This window comes from Pseudoduganella sp. UC29_71 (assembly GCF_042693265.1).
Taxonomy (GTDB): domain Bacteria; phylum Pseudomonadota; class Gammaproteobacteria; order Burkholderiales; family Burkholderiaceae_D; genus Rugamonas.
This window is the reverse complement of the sequence record NZ_CP170549.1, coordinates 852,470-871,885: the sequence shown is the minus strand read 5'-3', so window position 1 is coordinate 871,885 and position 19,416 is coordinate 852,470. Positions and strand designations below refer to the sequence as shown.

17 protein-coding genes, 1 tRNA gene and 1 pseudogene are annotated in these 19,416 nt (G+C 65.5%); 3 read left to right on the top strand and 16 right to left on the bottom strand.

Features of this window, described 5'->3' with window-relative positions; all coding sequences use genetic code 11:
- Positions 1–191 precede the first annotated feature (191 nt).
- The 11 genes and pseudogenes from ACFJI2_RS03875 to ACFJI2_RS03825 all read right to left on the bottom strand — a co-directional run bounded on the left by ACFJI2_RS03875 (position 192) and on the right by ACFJI2_RS03825 (position 12,962).
- The gene (locus ACFJI2_RS03875) at positions 192–1,754 is read right to left on the bottom strand and encodes an oligosaccharide flippase family protein (protein WP_377703820.1); all 1,563 of its coding nucleotides are present in this window, start codon (positions 1,752–1,754) and stop codon (positions 192–194) included.
- 19 nt (positions 1,755–1,773) lie between these two features.
- Positions 1,774–2,466, bottom strand: coding sequence for an exosortase-associated protein EpsI, B-type (gene epsI / locus ACFJI2_RS03870; RefSeq protein WP_377703819.1), 693 nt, complete (start codon positions 2,464–2,466; stop codon positions 1,774–1,776).
- A complete protein-coding gene (gene xrtB, locus ACFJI2_RS03865; RefSeq protein ID WP_377703818.1) occupies positions 2,463–3,359 on the bottom strand; it encodes an exosortase B in 897 nt (298 codons plus the stop codon). Before xrtB ends, epsI begins: the two co-directional genes overlap by 4 nt.
- Positions 3,360–4,241, bottom strand: coding sequence for a chain length determinant protein tyrosine kinase EpsG (gene epsG / locus ACFJI2_RS03860; RefSeq protein ID WP_028833620.1), 882 nt, complete (start codon positions 4,239–4,241; stop codon positions 3,360–3,362).
- A 28-nt stretch (positions 4,242–4,269) separates the two neighbouring features.
- A complete protein-coding gene (gene epsF / locus ACFJI2_RS03855) occupies positions 4,270–5,673 on the bottom strand; it encodes a chain length determinant protein EpsF (RefSeq protein WP_377703817.1) in 1,404 nt (467 codons plus the stop codon).
- A 9-nt stretch (positions 5,674–5,682) separates the two neighbouring features.
- Positions 5,683–6,480, bottom strand: coding sequence for a polysaccharide export protein EpsE (gene epsE, locus ACFJI2_RS03850; protein WP_377703816.1), 798 nt, complete (start codon positions 6,478–6,480; stop codon positions 5,683–5,685).
- Positions 6,481–6,515: 35 nt separating this feature from the next.
- Positions 6,516–7,535, bottom strand: a complete 1,020-nt coding sequence (locus ACFJI2_RS03845) for an EpsD family peptidyl-prolyl cis-trans isomerase (RefSeq protein ID WP_377703815.1) — start codon at positions 7,533–7,535, stop codon at positions 6,516–6,518.
- Positions 7,536–7,636: 101 nt separating this feature from the next.
- A pseudogene (locus ACFJI2_RS03840) lies at positions 7,637–9,018 on the bottom strand (undecaprenyl-phosphate glucose phosphotransferase).
- Positions 9,019–9,026: 8 nt separating this feature from the next.
- The gene (epsL, locus tag ACFJI2_RS03835; protein WP_377703814.1) at positions 9,027–10,226 is read right to left on the bottom strand and encodes an XrtB/PEP-CTERM-associated polysaccharide biosynthesis outer membrane protein EpsL; all 1,200 of its coding nucleotides are present in this window, start codon (positions 10,224–10,226) and stop codon (positions 9,027–9,029) included.
- Between the two features lie 6 nt (positions 10,227–10,232).
- Complete coding sequence (locus ACFJI2_RS03830; protein WP_377703813.1) at positions 10,233–10,928, bottom strand: CAAX prenyl protease-related protein; 696 nt, start codon at positions 10,926–10,928, stop codon at positions 10,233–10,235.
- Positions 10,929–11,051: 123 nt separating this feature from the next.
- Positions 11,052–12,962: an ATP-binding cassette domain-containing protein gene (locus ACFJI2_RS03825; protein ID WP_377703812.1), complete on the bottom strand. Its 1,911-nt coding sequence runs from the start codon at positions 12,960–12,962 to the stop codon at positions 11,052–11,054.
- Between the two features lie 132 nt (positions 12,963–13,094).
- On the opposite strand from ACFJI2_RS03825, the gene ACFJI2_RS03820 reads away from it, so the two are divergent.
- Together ACFJI2_RS03820 and ACFJI2_RS03815 are read left to right on the top strand one after the other, a co-directional pair.
- A tRNA-Arg gene (locus ACFJI2_RS03820) sits at positions 13,095–13,169 on the top strand.
- Between the two features lie 289 nt (positions 13,170–13,458).
- Positions 13,459–14,745 (top strand): aldehyde dehydrogenase family protein, encoded by a 1,287-nt coding sequence (locus ACFJI2_RS03815; RefSeq protein WP_377703810.1) that lies wholly within the window; start codon positions 13,459–13,461, stop codon positions 14,743–14,745.
- Here the strand turns inward: ACFJI2_RS03815 and ACFJI2_RS03810 are convergent.
- Positions 14,742–15,194, bottom strand: coding sequence for a hypothetical protein (locus ACFJI2_RS03810; RefSeq protein ID WP_107876915.1), 453 nt, complete (start codon positions 15,192–15,194; stop codon positions 14,742–14,744). The genes ACFJI2_RS03815 and ACFJI2_RS03810 overlap by 4 nt on opposite strands.
- A gap of 80 nt (positions 15,195–15,274) precedes the next feature.
- Positions 15,275–15,976: a PEP_CTERM-anchored TLD domain-containing protein gene (locus ACFJI2_RS03805; protein WP_377703809.1), complete on the bottom strand. Its 702-nt coding sequence runs from the start codon at positions 15,974–15,976 to the stop codon at positions 15,275–15,277.
- A gap of 108 nt (positions 15,977–16,084) precedes the next feature.
- Here ACFJI2_RS03805 and ACFJI2_RS03800 point away from each other — a divergent pair, with 108 nt between their 5' ends.
- Complete coding sequence (locus tag ACFJI2_RS03800; RefSeq protein WP_377703808.1) at positions 16,085–16,963, top strand: heparin lyase I family protein; 879 nt, start codon at positions 16,085–16,087, stop codon at positions 16,961–16,963.
- Between the two features lie 29 nt (positions 16,964–16,992).
- Here ACFJI2_RS03800 and ACFJI2_RS03795 read toward each other — a convergent pair whose 3' ends face one another.
- From ACFJI2_RS03795 to ACFJI2_RS03785, 3 genes are read right to left on the bottom strand one after another with little or no spacing between them, the layout of a single operon-like run.
- A complete protein-coding gene (locus tag ACFJI2_RS03795; protein ID WP_377703807.1) occupies positions 16,993–17,388 on the bottom strand; it encodes a RidA family protein in 396 nt (131 codons plus the stop codon).
- Complete coding sequence (locus ACFJI2_RS03790) at positions 17,385–18,557, bottom strand: acyl-CoA dehydrogenase family protein (protein ID WP_377703806.1); 1,173 nt, start codon at positions 18,555–18,557, stop codon at positions 17,385–17,387. Before ACFJI2_RS03790 ends, ACFJI2_RS03795 begins: the two co-directional genes overlap by 4 nt.
- On the bottom strand, positions 18,557–19,411 hold the full coding sequence (locus ACFJI2_RS03785; protein WP_377703805.1) for an enoyl-CoA hydratase family protein: 855 nt from the start codon (positions 19,409–19,411) through the stop codon (positions 18,557–18,559). Before ACFJI2_RS03785 ends, ACFJI2_RS03790 begins: the two co-directional genes overlap by 1 nt.
- Between the last annotated feature and the right edge of the window lie 5 nt (positions 19,412–19,416).

The window sequence follows — 19,416 nt, the reverse complement described above, 5'->3', positions numbered from 1 at the left end:
TCCGTGTTTCGTTATTTAATTACGATAGCATAAAACCGGCAATTAAAGCGTTGCCGCAGGCCAACACAAAAATATTAATCCAGCTTATTAACGCCGCATGCAATTTTTGAATGAAAACTCGCCAATTGATAAAGCCATCACGACTATTTATTTTCGTTAATATCAATTTGGGAATAGCGGATTCATTTATATTAACTTGAAACAGCCGGACTCTGGCGCAGCAGACGCAGCGCGCGCGCCGGCAGCAGCGCCAGCTCGGCAGCGGAGAGCGGCCGCAGCAGCAGCAACGCCCCCCAGCTCACGCCAGTGGCCGCGCACAGCGCCAGCGCCAGCCGGAAGGCGTCCGCGCCGCCGGGCAGGCCGGCCAGCACCACCGCCGCCAGCAAGCCCGCCACCGCATATTTCGCCAGCCCGCTCCAGTGCAGGCGGTAGTGCCAGGCGGGCGTCCGCAGCTGGCGCAGCACCAGCGCCGAATACACGGTTTCGGCGACAATGAGCACGGCAAAGAGCAGGCTCCAGCGCTGCTGGGGCGCGGCCAGCAACAGCGCCAGCGGCGTCACCAGCAGCATGACGTTGGCGCGCGTGGTGGCCGACGAACGGCCCAGGGTATGGGCCATCAGGTCGGTCAGGCGGCGGTGGGCCAGGATCACCAGCACGGCCAGCCAGCCCGTCAGCAGCCAGTGCGCGTCCGGATAGCGGCCGTTGCTGAGGAAGGCGGCCAGGTCGGCGCCGCGCACCGCGCACAGCACCAGCAGCGGCAGCAGGCACAGCAGGTTGACCTTGTAGATCAGGCCGGCGCGCAAGCCCAGCTTGTCCTTGTCCTGCTCGGCCGCATAGCGCACCACCAGCAGGGTGCGCACGATGCCGAGCAAGAATTCGCTGGGCAGGTATTTGCGCACCTGCTCGGCCAGATTGCGGGCAAAACCCAGCGGCGCCGCGGCGTCCGGTCCCAGCGTGCGGGTGGCCAGCAGGATGACGGCCTGCCAGCTCCACGTCAGGTTGGCGATATTGCTCAGCCAGGCATTGCGGCCCACGCGCAGCATGTCGCGCCAGCACGGCATGGTCCAGGCCGGCTGCGGCGCGGCCCTGCCGGCCTGCGGCTGCGCCTGCGCGCGCACCTGCAGCAAATGGCGCTGCAAGCACCAGGCCGCCACCAGCAGGCTGCAGCTGCTGGCGATCAGCTCGCCCACCGCCAGCGCGTGCGCATTGCGCCACTCCTCGTGCGAGAACGCCAGCACCGCATAGCCGGCCAGCGCCACGTTGCGCAGCAGCTGGCTGGCCTGGCCGGCTTTCTGCAACAGCAGGCTGGACAGCAATTGGTCGCGGAACACGCGGCTCACGCCCTCGATCAGCATGACGCCGGCGTACAGGCGCAGCACGCCGTCCGCGTCGCGCAGGCCCAGCCACTGGGTCAGCAGCGGCGCTGTAAAAAACAGTATCAAGGCGCCGCCCGCCAGCAGCAGCGCCTGCAGTCCCGCGCTTTGCCATACAAACCGGTATAACACCCGGCCACTGGCGTGCATGCGGATTTGCGGAATATAGATTCCGGTCACCCATTCCATGCCAAAGCCGGATAATACAATGCCCATCTCGATAATCGAATACGCGGCAACGTAATTAATATATTGGTTTTCGGGGAGCTGGCGCGCGATCCAGATAAGAATAAAAAAAGCGGCCAACGCATTTAAAAAACGGCCGCCTACGTAATAGCCTATGCTTTTATTAAAAGCACGGCCAGAATAATTTTCTGACATGATCTTCTTCGGTGACTTCCTATGACTTCCTGGCCGGATTGCCGACCAGCTTGGCCGCATCGGCCGGTGCCAGGCTGCGCACCAGGTCGGCGATGAAGCTGTCCTGCAGCGCGTAGCCGGCGGCGCGGTCCGCGCCAATGCTGGAGACGCGGAACAGCAGCCCGTCCGGGATTTGCCCGTTCAGGCTGAAGCGCAGCTGGGTCAGGCGCTGCGCCAGCGCGCCATCGACGGTTTCGTCGCCCACCCGCACCCAGTAGCTGATCGGTTCCTGGCGCGCGCCCAGCGCCGCATACAGCCGGTTCACGGTGACGTCGGCGCCGCCGATGCGCTGCTGCTGCTGGGCTATCTTGTCGACGTGGAAGCCCTGTGCCGAATAGCATTTCTCCGGGCGGTGCACGCGCAGGCGCCCGGTCTGGTCGCCGCCGTAGGCGATCGACAGCATGACGCGCTGGCCGCGCGCGTTGACGTAGGTGCGCGCCAGGGTTTCGTCGTACAGCTTGCCGATCACCTCCTCCACCTCGGGCGGCGGCTGCACCGGCACCACGCTGCGGTCGATGCGCCAGCCGGCGAACTCGGCCGGGATCAGGGTTTCCAGGCCCAGCTTTTCCATCTCGGGCGCGTCGTGCTTTTTCGGCTTCAGCAAGGCGGCGGCGGCGCTGGTGCCGCCCATCAGCGCGGCCAATATGGCCCCGGCGGCGGTTCTGCGGTTCATTTTGCTCTCCTGCGCACGGCGCTGCGCAACAGCGTATCGACGCCGATGATCAGCAATAGCGCGCTAATAAACAGGACCATGCCGGCAAATCCATGCAGGAAACCCTGCCCGGCGGCATCGCCGAAATGGTAGGTAATCAAGGTCAGCGTCATGACACGGATAATATTCGCAGTAAATGAGATCGGCACAATCAATAGCGCCAGCCCCACATTGCGCAGGAAAGAGCCGTGCCGGACAATATTCAGATACAGCAGCCCCAGCGCTTCCAGCGTGAACAGCGTGTGCAGCCCGGCGCAGGCGTCAGCAACCAAAAGTTGATATTGGCCCACCTGCAGTACCACCCCGCTGCGCGCGATCGGGTAGCCGGCCGCGAACAGGATGTGCTCGGCGCACCAGGACACCGCCATCTTCATCGGCATGGTCACGGTGTCAACAAACGGCCCCGGCAGCGGCAGCATGAACAGCATGAAGAACAGCGGGAACCACTGCACGCGCAGCGCGGCCGCCCCTTGCAGCAACAACAGCACCGCCACCACCGTGCACGGGAAGGAAAACATTTCAATGACCTGGATGTCGAGCACCCGTCCCAGCAGGTAACTCAGCAGGCCGACCACCAGCACCGGCCAGCCCCAGGCCGAGCCCGGGTTGTCGTGCTTGCCGCTGGCGGCCAGCATGGCCGGCCAGTTGCGGTACAGCAGCCACAGCGACACGCCCAGGATGATGGGGCCGTGCGCCTGCTCTTCCCTGCCCCACACCTCGCGCAGCGCGTCGTAGAAGGTGGGCAGGTACAGCGCCAGCAGGCCGGCCAGCGCCAGCAGCCAGGCTGCGGGCAAACGGCCTGGGCCGGCGGCCGATTCGCGCGCCGGCGGCATGGGTGTGCTGGCGGACAGCATTTAGTGCTCCACCATCACGGAGCCGACCACGGCAATGCCGGCATGCTGCAACTGGTCGACCGCGGCGCTGATGGCCGCCAGCGAGGTGCGGTTCTTGCGCGCCACCAGCAGCACGCCGCCCACGCGCGAGGCCAGCGCCAGCGTGTCCGAGCCCAGCACGCACGCCGGCGCGTCGTACAGCACCACGTCGTAGCGCGATTCGACATTGAGGTTCAGGCCGGCGAACGCGGCGCGCGCCAGCAGTTCCTGCGGGTTGGGCGGCAAGGTACCGGCCACCAGCACGGACAGGTCGACCAGCTCGGCGATTTTCTCCACCACGCCCAGCTCGGCGCGCCCGGCCAGCACGTCCGACAGGCCGGCGCGCTGCTTCAGGCCGAAGATGTCCTGCTGGCGCGGCGTGCGCAGGTTGGCGTCCACCAGCAGCGTCTGTTCGCCCAGCTGCGAGAACACCACCGCCAGGTTGGCGGCGAACAGGCTGGCGCCGTCGCCCGGCTCCACGCCGGCCACGGCCAGCGCCTTGCGGCCGCGCCCGAACCAGCGCAGCATCAGCTGGCTGCGCACCGCGCGCAGCACTTCCACTTGCGGCGAGAACGGATGGTAGGCCGCCACCAGTTGCGGCGACATGCCGCCGTCGCCCGGGGCCAGGTAGGGATAGTCGAACTGGCGCGCCAGCACTTGCTGGATGTCGGCCTCGGAAATGAGGCCCAGGCGCTGGGCCGCTTCGCCGAAGCGGATGCCCAGTTCCTGCTGCATGCGCAGCACGCGCTCGGCGTTCTCAGGGCTCAGCTTGCCGGAGGCCAGCAACAGGCCGCCGATGCTGGAATCGACGGCGGGCGGCAGCGCCGCGGGAGGCAGCCCCTTGGGGCTTGCGGCGGGGTTCATGGCAGGGTGGTTCATAATCAATCCCATATCAGGTCAGGCGCACACGGCGTGGCATCAATGCCATGCCCAGCTTGGAGCGGGCACGGGCCGGACCCCAGTGAATTTCGCCCAGCACAGGGATCTGCACCAGGTCGGCCAGGTCGGCGCGCGAGCGCACCCGGCGGTCCAGCATTTCGGCCAGCATGCCAAAGCCTATGCCCAGCAAGCTGCCCATGAACAGCGCCAGCACGGTGTTGAGCACCAGGCGCGGCGAGGACGGCTCGACCGGCGCCACGGCCGGATTCAGCAGCGCGATGTCGGACTGGTCGGACTGGCCTTCCATGCGCGTCTGCGACAGGCGCAGCGATGCCGCGTCCATGGCGCGCTGGGCCGCTTCGACGTCGCGCTGCAGCACGTTCAGTTCGTCGCGCGAACGGTTGATCTCAAGGATCTTGGTTTTCTGCTGCGCCAGCGCTTCGCGCAGCTGCGACTCGCGCGCACCGAGGATTTGCGCATTGTTGCCGACGCTGTTGGAAGTCGACGCCACCGCCGAATTGAGGCTGGCGCGCAGCTGGTCCGCTTCCGCCTTGGCGCTCTGGTACTGCGGGTGGTTGCGGCCCAGGCGCTGGCCCACTTCGGCCAGCTTGGTGTCGGCCATGCTCAGCTGGGCGCGCAGGTTCTGCACCAGCGGGCTGGCCGCCACGTCCGGCGAATCAAGCGCGCGCCCGCTGGCCACGCTGCGGCGCGAACTGGCTTCCATCTGCTGGGCCTGCGCCACCACCAGCTGGGCCGACAGGTCGTTCAGGCGGTTCGATTCCACGTCCAGCCGGTTGTCCAGGCTGACGATGCCGTTTTCCTGCTGGTATTTCGAGAGCCGGCTTTGGGCCGCTTCCAGCTGGTCGCGCAGGCCCTTGATCTGCTCGGTGAAGTAGCTGGTGGCCTTCTTCATCGGATCGGCCTTCAGCTGCACGCTGAGCTTCTGGTATTCGTCGGCGAAGGTATTGGCCACGGCCGCCACGAAGGCCGGGTCGGAGCCCTTGAAGTTGATTTCAATGACGCTGCTCTCGCGCGAAGGCACCACGTCCAGCTTCTTGAGCAGCAGGTCGGCCAGCCAGTCGCGCACCGTGCCCTTGCCGCCGGTGTCCTCGCGGAACTGCTGCTGCACCAGGGGATTGGTGGCCAGCTTGAGCTGGTCCACCACGCGCAGCGCCACGTTCTTGCTCGAGATCAGGTCGATCTGGGTCGCCACGTAGCTCGGCATGAGCTGGCCCGGCATGGTCATGCCGGTCACCGGGTCGACGCCCTTGGTGTTCAGCAGCACGGTGGACGAGCCCTTGTAGGTGGCCGGCAGCAGCACGCTGACCAGCACGGTGATCGCCACGGTGGCGATCAGGGTGCCGAGCACGATCTTCTTGCGTGCCTGCAGTATCAATAAAAATTGGGCGAAATTCATGGTCTTTCCTTAGAACAGGCTTTCCTTGACGTACACGATGTCGTCAACCTGGATCACGTCGTCGTGCTTCACGTTCAGGATCTGCAGCTGGCCGTTGGCGTCCTTGCGCTTGATGCGCATGCCGCGTTCGGTGCCGCGCGGGGTCAGGCCGCCGCCGGCCGACAGGCCCTGCAGCACCGTCATGCCGCGCTCCAGGCGCACCGGGCCGGGATGCTGCACTTCGCCGTAGATGTAGAAGCGCGGCGCGCGCTCGACAAAGATGATGTCGTTCGGCTGCAGCTGGTAGTCGCGGCCGAAGTCGGCTGCCTGCACCATCTGCACCACGTCGATCACTTCACGCGTGGTCTTGCCGTCGCGGGTACGGATCAGGGTCACGCTGTCGCCGCCTTCCGGGCCGATGCCGCCGGCCTGGGCCAGCATGTCCATCAGGCTGCGCTTGCCGTCCACCGGGTAGCGGCCCGGACGGTTCACCTGGCCCAGCACGGACACTTGCTGGCTCTGGATCTGCGTGACCAGGATGTTGACCTGGGCCCGTTTCACATAGCCGCCGCTTTCCAGCATGCTGCCGATTTTCTTTTCAGCGGCCGGCACCGTCAGGCCGCCCAGCGCCACCTGGCCGATCAGCGGGAAGGTGATGCTGCCGCTGTCGCTGACGCGGGTTTCCAGCGCCAGGTCGGGACTGCCGTAGACCGAAATCTTCAGCACGTCGCCCGAACCGAGCACGATATCGGCCGCCACGACGGGGCGCACGGCCAGCGCCATGACCATGGACAGGGCCATGGCCAGCCACAGGATGAGTTTTTTCATGATGAGCTCACTTATTGTCGGGTGAATGCGGGACGTTATTTCAGGCCGGCCACGCCGCGCGCGGCGGCCTCGTCAGCCGCGGTTTGCGATGCGGCGGCCTGGGCCGGCGGCACCACCGGCGCGGCCGCCGTGGCCGCAGGCGCGCCGGCGGCCGGCGTGGCGGCGGGCGCGGCGGCAGTGGCCGCCGCCGGGCTGGCCGGTGCGCCCGGCGCGCCGGGGGCGCCGTCGGCCGGCTTGTTGAAGTACTCGATCTTGGCGGTCGAGCGCAGGCGCTTGATCTCGGCCTCGGCCGCTTCCTTGTTCTTCTTGTTGAACAGGAACTGCTCGATCTGGGCGGTGGCCGCGTCCAGGCTGAGCGGGCTGTCCTTGATCTCGGCAATCTGGATCAGCATGCTGCGCTCGCCTTCGCGGATGATGAACAGCTGGCCCTTGGGCATGGACGCCAGGCGCGCGCCCAGTTCCGGCGGCAGGTCGGTGCTGGTGCGGGTCAGGCCGGCGCGCACGTACTTGATCTGATGCTGGTCCAGCCAAGCGGCGGCCTCGTCCAGCGACTTCACGCTGTCGAGCTGGGCCTTGAGCGGCTCGCTGACATCCTTGGTGGCCAGCACCAGCTGGCGCATGTCGAACTGCTTGCGGTTGGCGAAGAATTCGGGGTGCTGCTGGTAGTACTGCTCCACGTCGGTCTTGGCCGGACGGGCCTGGTTGCCGATGCGCTTCTGCATATAGGCCTGCGCCACGATCATGGCCTTGGCCCGTTCTATCGCCTGCATCACTTGCGGGTCGCGCTCCAGCTTGTCCTTGGCCGCCTCGTTTTGCAGCAGCTGGCGGTCGATCAGGCCTTCCAGCAATTGCTTGCGGGCCGTTTCCTGCTGCGCCGCCTGCACGCCGGAGCGCTGCATCTCTTCATTGAGCTGCAACACGGTGATTTCCTCGCCATTGACGCTGGCCAGCGCCTGGCCGGTCTTCTTGGCCTTTTCGCCGCACGCGCTCAGCGTGAGCGCCGCCAGCAGCATGACGGCGGCAAGCGAACGACTGGATGGGGATGCATTTTTCATGATCGTTCCTTTGTGAAAACTTTTCTAAGCAATATTGTCATTAGACAAACATCTTAGCGAAACAACGCCAACCGTGACGCACGAATGGCCGAGCGCTGCAGTTAGTGGGCGTTTTCGCGGGCGGCGACCACTTTCAGGGTGCGGACCACGATCCACAGGTCCATCCACAGCGACCAGTTGCGCAGGTAGTCGAGGTCGTAGCGGATGCGCGCTTCCATCTTGTCCAGCGTTTCCGTTTCGCCGCGCAGGCCGTTGACCTGTGCCCAGCCGGTGATGCCCGGCTTGACCTTGTGGCGCAGCATGTAGCCCTTGATGAGCTTGCGGTATTGCTCGTTGTGCGCCACCGCGTGCGGGCGCGGGCCGACAATGCTCATGCGCCCTGCAGCACGTTGATAAACTGCGGCAGCTCATCCAGCGAGGAGCGGCGCAGGAAGGCGCCTATCCTGGTCACGCGCTGGTCGTTCTTCTTGGCCTGCACCACCTGCGCGCCATCCTCGGCCACCGTCATCGAACGGAATTTGTAGACGATGATTTCCTCGCCGTACAAGCCGTAGCGGCGCTGGCGGAAGATCACCGGGCCGGGCGAACTGATGCGCACGGCGGCGGCGATCACCGCCATCACCGGCACCAGCGCCAGCGTGATCAGCGCGGCCAGCACGATGTCGCTGGTGCGCTTGACCAGGCTGTTGAAGCCGGTGAACGGGCTCTCGCAAATGGCGATCACCGGCATGCCGCCCACGTTGTCGAAGCGGGCTTGCATCAAGTCGAACACGTAGATATCTGGCAGGAAATAAACCGAAGCCGTGGTGTCCTGCAATTCATCGAGCAGGCGGCGGATGCGCGGCTGCGCCGAGATCGGCTGGCTGATGAAGATCATCTTGATCTGGTGCTGGCGCACATAGGCGGCAATGTCGTCCATCGTGCCCAGCACCGGATGGCGCATATTGCGCGGCTGGCGCTCGTCGGTGCGGTCGTCGAAGAAGCCGCACACCTTCATGTACAGGTTGGGGAAACGGTCGATGGTGTTGGCGAATTTCACGCCCACGTCGTTGGCGCCGATGATGAGCACCGAACGCACTTCGCTGTCCTTGTTGGGGTCCGAACCGAGCTTGCGCGCGGCCAGGTGGCTCAGCAGCAGCACGAAGGGGGTGGCGGTGAACCACACCAGCACCACGTTCTCGTCGTAGTGGTAGGACAGGCCGCTGACCGAGCCGAGGAAGACCAGGATCAGCGCGGTGACCACCCAGCCCACCACGATGTCGCGCGCGTAGGCCATCATGCGGCCGCTGCGCCACGTGCGGTAAGGGTCGACGTACTGATAGACCGAGGACGAAATGAAGAAAGCCAAAATCATCAGCACCAGCGAATAGCCGGTGAACGGTTCTGCGAACAGCATGGAAAACAGGTACAGCGTACCCATGATGATGAGCGGATCCAGCACGCGCTGGAAGAAAGAAATCAGGGGTATGTCGTTAACCGTCATGGCCATTCTCAAAACTGTATGCTGGCACTGACGGCGGCGCCGTGAGTGCGGTAGTTGGTGGAGGCGTTTCCGCTGCGAACTTCATGAAACACATTGGCGGACAGCCGTACCGACTGCAGCGGCGCATAATTCACGCCCAGGGACGCGTTGCGGCTTTTGTCGTGCAGATTGGGCGGCGCGATCCGGCCCTCCAGAGTACTAAAATCCCGCTTTTCACGACGCACCGCAGCGTTCACGTTGACCTTGGCGCTCACATCCCAGGTGGTGCTGAAGCTGGCCCCCTTGTTCAAGCTGTTGTTGACGAAGTTGCTCTCCACCGGCGCAAACTCGCGCCAGGCCGACGCTTCCATGCGCAGCTTGCGCAGCATGGACCAGTTCATCCTGGCCCGGCCGTTCAGGCCGCTGCTGTCGCGCTCCGGGAAGAAGCTGTGCTTGCGCTCGGCCCAGCCGGCCAGCATGGTGAATTGCGAGGTGGCCGAAAACAGCCAGTAGACATTGGCCTTCAGTTCGTTCTGCGTGTAGCCGTCGTCGATCGGCGTGCCGCCCAGGATGCGGTGGTCGGGGTACTTGCCCTTGAGCTGGCTGGCCTGCAGGCCGAAGCGGCTGCCGCTGGCCGGCAGGTAGTCAAAGCCGAGGTCGACCTGGTCTTCGGTGCGGTTGTTGAACTGCTGCTGCGGCAAGTCGTAGGTGAACTTCTGGCTGCTGGCGGCCGCGCGCACGCGGTAGCTGGGATGGAAGCGCCAGGCGCCGTCCACGTATTCGCGCTTTTGCACGCGCAGGTTGCGCGCGTTGGTGTGGAAGTCGCTGAAGGACGTCAGGGTCTGCGCATACAGGCCGCCGATATGGCCTTCCAGGTGGTTGCCGATATGCCACTCGAGGTCGGCCAGGTAATCCTTGCCGCTGTAGTCGAGTTCGCTGTAATGGTCGAACTTCACGCGCGACTGCTTGAACTGCCCGGTCAGTTTCTGGCGGCTGATCGGCATGTCGATCAGCACGCCGTACTGGGTCTGCGTGAGCGTGTCACCGCGCGGGCCGACGAAGCCGGGCGTGCTGTCGTCCAGCCGGAACAGGTTGGCGTCGTACGAGCGCGTCACGGCCAGATAGGGATGGATGGTGTCGCTGATACCGGCGCCGGCCATCACCGGCGCGGCAGCGCCTATGGCGCCGAGCAGCAGCGCCAGTGGTTGGGGTTTGAATAGAAGTCGCATGGGAATTTACCAGTAGTGCCAATTGCCTGTGACCACGATCCACACGCCCAGCACGCCATTGGTGACGCCGTGCGCCACGATGGCGGTCCAGAGATTGCCGCTGCGCATATACAGCAGGCCGTAAGCCAAGCCGGCAACCATGCCGGCCAGCCACAAGTTGTGCTCAAAGCCGAACAGCACCACCATGATGACGAGCGCCTTGAGCGACACGGCAGCGGTGCGGACGTTGAGGAAATCGGGGGAGTGGAGCCAGCGCAGCAGGAAGGAGCGCCAGAACAGTTCTTCCATCACGGGCACGACCAGGGCGGCGCCGGCAATGCGCAGCGCGACCAGGCCCCAGAGGATGGCGCCGTCGGCGCCGCGCGGGTCGAAGCCGTCGGCGCTGCCGATCTGCATCCAGCCGGCATCGAGGCTGATCCACAGGACGAACACGGCCACGCCGATGGCGGCGCTGGCGGCCAGCAGCGGGGCGCGCAGGCCGCGCCATTCCAGCTCGCCATACTGGCGCCAGTACAGCACCAGGGCGGCGCACACGGCCAGGATCTTGATGCCGTACAGCCAGCGCGTGTCTTGCGCGCTGTAGCCCATGCGGGCCAGCATGTCGGCGACGAAAATAAAGAAGAGGTAGACGGCAAACGGAACGATCCGTGCCAGCGCGGGGGCCGAACCTGCCGGTCCGGCTGTTGAGATGTAAGGTTTCACAGTCGTGCGCCTCGGCAAAATTGAAAATCTGCATTGCTGCCGCAGCCCAATCGGGCCGCGTAGGCAACTTTGCAGATCTTACAATTTTCCGCTCAGCAGCAGCGCACGGCTGCGTAGCGTCTGCTAACCCTTAGCGCGGGACTCGATCGCTTCCCATTTTTCCAGCGCTTCCAACAGTTCGCCCTCGATTTGCTCAATACGTGCGTTGACGCGCTTCGCCTCGGCCGCATTTTTCTTGTAGAAATCGGGATCGGACAGCTGCACATTGAGCGCGGTCTGCTCGTCTTCCAGCGCGGCAATCAGTTTCGGCAGCTCGTCCAGCTCGCGTTGTTCCTTGTAGGACAGCTTTTTCTTCGGCGCAGCCGGCGCGGCAGCTGCGGCGGCCGGCGCAGGCTCGGCCTTGGGCGCGGCTTTGGCGGCGGCGGCCTTGGCGGTGGCCGTGGTGTCGCGCACGCGCTCCCAGTCGGTGTAGCCGCCGACAAACTCGCGCCAGTGGCCCTCGCCTTCCGCCACGATCACCTGCGTCACCACGTTGTCGAGGAACATGCGGTCGTGGCTGACCAGGAACACGGTGCCCGGATAATCTTCCAGCAGTTCTTCCAGCAGCTCCAGCGTGTCGATGTCCAGGTCGTTGGTAGGTTCATCGAGTACCAGCACATTGGCCGGCTTGGCGAACAGGCGCGCCAGCAGCAGGCGGTTGCGCTCGCCGCCCGACAGGGTCTTGACCGGCGAACGCGCGCGCTCCGGCGCGAACAGGAAGTCGCTCAGGTAGCTCATGGCGTGCTTGCGCTGGCCGTTCACTTCCACCCAGTCGCTGCCCGGGGCGATGGTTTCCAGCAGGCTGGCCTCCTCGTTGAGCTGGGTGCGCATCTGGTCGAAGTACGCCACCTGCAGCTTGGTGCCCTGCTTGACGGTGCCGCTGTCCGGCTTGTCCTCGCCCAGGATCAGCTTGAGCAAGGTGGTCTTGCCGGCGCCGTTGGCGCCGATCAGGCCAACCTTGTCGCCGCGCAAAATGGTGGCGCTGAAATCGCGGACGATGGGACGGTTGTAGGACTTCGACACGTTCTCCAGCTCCGCCACGATCTTGCCCGAGCGGTCGCCGGCCGACACCTGCAGCGTGACCTGGCCCTGCTGCTCGCGGCGCACGGCGCGCTGCTCGCGCAGGCGCTCCAGGCGGCGCACGCGGCCCTCGTCGCGGGTGCGGCGCGCCTTCACGCCCTTGCGTATCCACACTTCTTCCTGCGCCAGGAATTTGTCGAACTTGGCGTTCTCGATTTCCTCGATCTCCAGCTGCTCGGCCTTGCGCACCTGGTAGGTGGTGAAGTTGCCCGGATAGGACAGCAGGCGGCCGCGGTCCAGTTCGATGATGCGGGTGGCCACGTTGTCCAGGAAGGAGCGGTCGTGGGTGATGAACAGCACCGAGCCGCGGAAGTCCTTCAGCAAGCCTTCCAGCCACATGATGGAGGTGAAGTCCAGGTGGTTGGTCGGTTCGTCGAGCAGCAGCACGTCCGGCGCCGACACCAGCGCGCGCGCCAGCGCCACGCGCTTCTGCATGCCGCCGGACAGGGTCTTCATCAGCGCGTCCGCGCCCAGGTTCAGGCGGTCCAGCGTGGCTTCCACCTTGTTCTTCAGGTTCCACGCATCGGCCGCGTCCAGCTTGACCTGGATGTCGTGCATGCGCTCCATCAGCGCCTCGTCGTCGCCCTGGCCGAACTGGCCGGTCAGCGCATCGTATTCCTTCAGCAGATCCTGCAGGTCGCCCATGCCGGAGGCCACCGCTTCGTACACGCTCATCTCCGGCTCGAACACCGGCTCCTGCTCCACGTACGCGATCTTCAGGCCCTGCTGCATCACCAGCAGGCCGTCATCCAGCTTGAAGCGGCCCGAAATGATTTTCAGCAGGGACGATTTGCCCGTGCCGTTGCGGCCGATCAGGCCGACGCGTTCGCCCGTTTCCAGCGAAAATTCCGCATGGTCAAGGAGCGCAAAGTGGCCAAACGCCAGTTGCGCGGAAGAAAGAGAGATGACTGCCATAGTGAGTAAGCCTGCGCGCGGCGTGCTGAAAAAGCCGCTGAAAAGATGAATGAAGCCAGCATTGTACCGACATCGCGGGGGCGGGACTATTTTTTGCCCGACCATCGGCTATAATTGCGCTCGCCTAGCGTCCTCCCCGTAGCACAATGGATAGTGCACATGCCTCCTAAGCGTGGGATACTGGTTCGATTCCAGTCGGGGGGACCACGCCGCAACAACTTCATTGCCCGGCGAGCCAATTAGAGTGTTCCTGTAAAAAATGGCATCGCGCCCGTGCTACGCTGAATGGATTCCCATTGACCGTATGCCGCCATGAGCGAAGCCTTGCACGCTGTTACTGCCCCGCCCTCGGGCGAATCCGATCCCATCGATATCCAGGCCGCGTTCGACGCGCAGCTGGCCACCGCCTTGGCCTGGCGCACATCCACGGCCGAGCAGCGGCTGCGCCGCATCCGCCGCCTGCGCGATGCGATGATGGCGCAGCGCGAGGCCTTCTATGCAGCCTTCGCCCAGGATTACCGCAAATCCCCCCGCCGAAGTGGAGGCGTCCGAATTCCTGCCGGTGATGGAAGAGATCCGCCACGCGCTGGGCCGCCTGAAGCGCTGGATGAAGCCGCGCAGCGTATGGCCGACCACCACCATGCTGGGCACGCGCGCCTCGGTGCAGGCGCAGCCGCGCGGCCGCGTGCTGATCATCGCACCGTGGAATTATCCGCTCAGCCTGTGCTTCGGCCCGCTGGTGTCGGCCCTGGCGGCGGGCAACGCCGCCATCATCAAGCCGTCCGAAATGACGCCGGCCGTGTCGGCGCTGATGGGACGCATCATTACCGCCGTGTTCCCGGCCAATGAGGTGGCGCTGTTCGAGGGCAGCCAGCCGACCTCGCGCGTGCTGCTGGACTTGCCGTTCGACCATATCTTTTTCACCGGCTCGCCCGCCGTCGGCAAACTGGTGATGGCGGCCGCCGCCAAGCACCTGGCCAGCGTGACGCTGGAGCTGGGCGGCAAGTCGCCCACCATCGTGGACGCCAGCGCCAACCTCAAGCTGGCGGCCGAAACGCTGATGTGGGGGAAGTTCCTGAACAATGGCCAGACCTGCGTGGCACCCGACCACGTGTACGTGCACGCGTCCGTGAAAGCGGCCTTCGTGGACGCCTGCCGCTCCGTACTGCAGCAGCGCTACGGCGCGGGCGCCCAGGCGCAGAAGGCCAGTCCCGACCTGGCGCGCGTAGTCAACCGGCGCCATGCGCAGCGCCTGGCCGGCCTGCTGGCGGACGCGCAGCGGCGCGGCGCGCGCGTGCTGGCGGGCGGCGACGTGGACGAAGCGATCTGCTATATCGCGCCCACGCTGCTGGACCAGATTCCGGCCGGCGCGGCGATTTTGTCGGAGGAGATTTTTGGTCCGCTGCTGCCTATCATCGGCTACACGGAACTGGACGAGGTGATCGCCGCCATCAACGCGGCGCCCAAGCCCTTGGCGCTTTACGTGTGGAGCACGGACCGGCGCGCGGTCAGCAAGATGCTGGCGCAAACCAGTTCCGGCGGCGCCTGCGTCAACCATTGCGTGGCGCAATTCGCGCATGGCAATCTGCCGTTCGGCGGAGTCAACAATTCAGGCCTGGGCAGCGCGCACGGCGAGCACGGGTTCAAGACCTTCTCGCACGAACGCGCGGTGCTGCGGGCGTCACCGCTCATGCTCATCAAGCTGTTCTTCCCGCCCTACACGCAGCGGCGCACGGACCTGATACGCAGGATTGTCGACGCGCTGCGCCTGCCGATGCTTTAAGCCGGCACGGCCTGGAAAGCGCGCTCGAGCACCAGCGCCAGCGCGGCGGCCAACTGCGGTTCGTTGCCGTTGGCCAGCGCCAGCTTGCCGCTGAAATAGCGCATGCCGCCGCTGGTGCGTTCCGCCACCAGCGATGCGTCGCCGTCGCGCGGAATGCGCAGGCTCACCGTCAGCAGGCTGGCTTCGGCGCCGCGCGCGCGGACTTGCAGCGTCAGGCCGGCATGCGTGTCGAACAGCTTGCGGCTGGCCTCGCACACCAGGCTGCCGCTGAACGCGCCGCCAATCGCGGTGCGGCAGCTACGTAGGGCCGCGTCGGCACGCCGCGCGAGGTCCTCACGGGCAGCGCCAACCTCGGCCATGCCTGCCATGCGCTCCATTTCGGCGAGCATCAGCTCGTCCTCCATCCGCTCCAGCATGAGCAGGATTTCGTCTTTGTTTATGTTACCCATAAGAAATATATATTTCCAAATGACAATGACATGTGCAGTATATCACCAAGAGTCACAGCCATCGCGGGAATATTTACTGCTCAGTGCGCTTTGCGGCACGCATAGGCCATCACGCCCAGTCCCGCCACCAGCAAGGCCAGCGTGCCGGGCTCGGGGATGGCGCGCACGGAATACACTTCCATCGCCGTGTAGGTGAACTGGCCGGTGCCGGCCAGGCTGCCGCCGAACGGTTCGGCGCCGGGCTCGAAGCTGTAATAGGAGGTGAGGTAGGAGCTGCCGCCGGTAGTCAGGTCGTTGGTCACGAGCAAATCGGCGCCACTGCCGAACGCGGGGCCGCATTGCGGGCAGTTATAGGTCTGGTGCGAGCCGTAATCGGGAACGCCCTGGTCCGGCGGAGCCGGCACCTGACGGTACACATGGCCGGCAGTGATGTTAAAAATGAAGGCCGTGCGTTCCGACTCGGGCAGCGTGATGTGTTCGCCTTCCACCGAACTCCAGCTCTGCGGGTTGTAGCCGCCAATGAGCCAGCTGTTACCGCCGCTGTCGCGCGCCATCAGCAGGGTGAATGTCGCGCCCTTGCCGTCCGCTGCAGCGTGGAATTGGGCGGCGGTATCGCCATCCTTGCGCACGAACAGTTGGTCCAGCTGGGAATTCGGCTGTCCCAGCCAGCCCAGCAGTTGAGTCTTCACCTCCGACGTCATGATGGGCGTGGCATGCGCCGGCACCGCCCCCAGACACCAGAGCAGTCCCGCCATAGCGGCGGTCCTCACAGCGTTCAACATTCCAGCCTCCGTCCATCATTGCAAAAGATTTAACATTATCATAACGGTGCGCGCCTGTCGCCACGATTGGCATATCATGCCGGACCCATCAATATGGAGAACCGACGCATGCGTTTTGCCGCCGTTGCGCTACTGATCAGCGCCGCCCTGCCCGCTTCAGCCCAAGTCGTCGCGGGCCTCGGCGGCGAGATCGACACCATGGAAGCCACCCCGTTGCCGCTGCCGCCCAAGGGCGGCGTGCAGGACGAAATCCAGCGCAATGCGGAAGCCGGCATGCGCCGCTTCGACCGCTTCTATACCCTGAATGCCGGCCATGCGGCCAACGTGACGCTGGCGCCGGACCCGGCCAACGGGCGCCGCAATGTGTTCCACGTGGTGCTGCGCAATACCGACCCCGACAGCGCTGGAGCCAAGCGCACCGAGGTATCGCCCACCTACGAGTATATGCGCCAGGGTGTGCGCTGGTACGCGGCCAGTGTGTATTTCCCAACGGATTGGGTGACGGAAGAGGAAAGCGGGCGGCCGGTCGTGGTGTTCCAGTTGAACAGCGCCAAGGGCGTGTTCGCCGGGCCGCCGCCGCTGGCGATCGAGGCGAGCGACGGCGTGCTGCGCCTGCACGCCACCTTCAACCACCGCAACGCGACCGATGCGGTGCTGCCCACCAGGGCCAATGCGGCCGTCAAGAGCGTGGTGCTGGACAAGCTGCGGCTGGGCCAGTGGTACTGCTTCGTGGTGCGGGCGGACTGGCAGCACAGGCTGGGCAACGGGTCGCTGCAGCTGTGGATGAACGGCGAGCAGGCGTATGCCACGACCAACCTCAGCAGCCACTATGCCAACAACCTGGGCAATTTCCCCAAGACCGGTATCTACCAGCCGGGCACCATGTACGTGCCGTCGCGGCATCTGTACGCGGACTTCATCCATGTCGGCGCGGCGGACAGCACCATGGAGGAGCTGTACGCGCGCACGCCGTGCGGCGGAAGCTAAGCGGAAGCTAAGCGGATGCTAAGCGGATGCTAAGCGGCAGGCACCACGGCGGTCACTTCGATCTCCACCCGCGCCTGCTCTTCCAGCAGGCCGGCCACCTGCACCGCCGTCATGGCCGGATAGTGCTGGCCGATGATTTCGCGGTAGGCTGCACCGATCTCCTTGTAGGCGCCCATGTACTCGCGCTTGTCCAGCACGTACCACGTCATGCGCACGATGTGCTCGGGCCGCGCGCCGCCCTCGGCCAGCACGGCCACGATGTTGAGCAGGCACTGGCGCACCTGGCCGGCAAAGTCCGCGGTGTGGAACTTGCCCTCGGCGTCCCAGCCTATCATGCCGCTGACGGCAATCGTGGTGCCGTTGGCGGCCACGCCGTTGGAGTAGCCGCGCGGCCGTACCCAGCCTGGAGGTTGGAGGAATTTCATGGCTGGCCTTTCTGTGATTTCAGCAGTTCGCGCGCAATGATCAGTTGCTGCACTTCGGTGGCGCCTTCGTAAATGCGCAGCGCGCGGATTTCGCGGTACAGGCGCTCGACCGGATGCTCGCTGACCACGCCCAGGCCACCGAACATCTGCACCGCCGCGTCGATCACCTGCTGCGCCGTTTCGGTGGCGGTCATCTTGGCCATGGCCGCTTCCCTGGTCACGTTGCGGCCCTGGTCGCGCTGCCAGGCGGCGCGGTAGGTCAGCAGCGCGGCGGCGTCCACGCCGGTGGCCATCTGCGCCAGCTTGGCCTGCGTCAGCTGGAAGTCGGCCAGCGTCTGCCCGAACATCTTGCGCTGCGTGGCGTGCGCCAGCGCCTCGTCCAGCGCGCGGCGCGCAAAGCCGAGCGAGGCTGCCGCCACGGAGGTGCGGAACACGTCCAGCGTCGCCATCGCCACCTTGAAGCCCTGACCTGCTTCGCCCAGGCGCTGCGCGGCCGGAATGCGGCAGTCGCTGAACCTGAGCCGCGCCAGCGGATGCGGCGCGATCACATTGATGCGCTCTGCAATCTCGAAACCGGGCGTGTTCGCGTCGACAATGAAGGCGCTGATGCCGCGCGCTCCGGGCTGCTCGCCGGTGCGCGCGAACACCACGTAGAAGTCGGCGATGCCGCCGTTGGAGATCCACGTCTTTTCGCCGTTCAGGATATAGCTGTCGCCATCGGCCACGGCGGCGCACTGCATGGCCGCCACGTCGGAACCGGCCTGCGGCTCGGACAGCGCGAACGCCGCAATCGCCTCGCCCTTCGCCACGCGCGGCAGATAGGCTTCCTTGTTGGCCGCGCTGCCGAACAGGCTGATGGCGCCGGAACCCAGGCCCTGCATGGCAAAGGCGAAATCGGCCAGCCCGGAATGGCGCGCCAGCGTTTCGCGGATCAGGCAGATGGCGCGCGTATCGATGGCGTCCAGCGCGCCGCCGTGCTGCACGCCGCCCACGGCGTGGCGCAGCCAGCCGCCCTGCCCCAGCAGGCGCACCAGCTGGCGGCAGGCTGCATCCACGTCGCTGCCATGGCCGTCGTGGATATGCTCGGCGGCCCAGGTGTCCAGCGCCTGCTCCAGCGCGGCGTGCTGCGGCGCGAAGAAGGGCCAGTCCAGATAAGTCTTGTCCGCCATCAGTCCCCCTCGAACACCGGTTTTTGCTTGGCCACGAAAGCGTGGTAGGCGCGGTGGAAGTCGTTGGTGGCCATGCAGATGGCCTGCGCCTGCGCTTCCGCTTCAATGGCTTCGTCCACGCCCATGTTCCACTCCTGCTGCAGCATCTTCTTGGTCATGCCGTGCGCGAAGGTGGGGCCGTCGGCCAGCCCTTGCGCGAAGGCCTGCGCGGCGGCCAGCAAGGCGTCCGGCGCATGCAGGCTGTTGAAGAAGCCCCAGCGCTCGCCTTCCGCGCCCGACATGGAGCGGCCCGTGTACAGCAGCTCCGCAGCGCGGCCCTGGCCGATCACGCGCGGCAGCAAGGCGCAGGCGCCCATGTCGCAGCCGGCCAGGCCGACGCGGGTAAACAGGAAGGCGGTCTTGCAGCGCTCCGTGCCCAGGCGGATGTCGGAAGCCAGCGCCATCATCGAGCCGGCGCCGGCGCAGATGCCGTCGATGGCCGCGATCACCGGCTGCGGGCAGGCGCGCATGGCTTTCACCAGGTCGCCCGTCATGCGGGTGAAGGACAGCAAGCCGGGCATGTCCAGCTTGGTCAGCGGGCCGATGATGTCATGCACGTCGCCGCCGGAGCAGAAGTTCTCGCCGGCGCCGTTGATGACGATGGCTTGCACGTCGTCCGCATAGGCCAGCGCGCGGAACAGGTCGCGCAGCTCGGCGTAGGATTCGAAGGTGAGCGGGTTCTTGCGCTCTGGGCGGTTCAGCGTCAGCGTGGCCACGCCGTCGCGCACGGCGAACAGGAAGTGGCGCGCTTGGTAGCCGGCCAGCGCGGCGCGGTTGCCGGGCAGGTCTTGCGGCTCGCCGGGGAGGTATTTCATGGTGT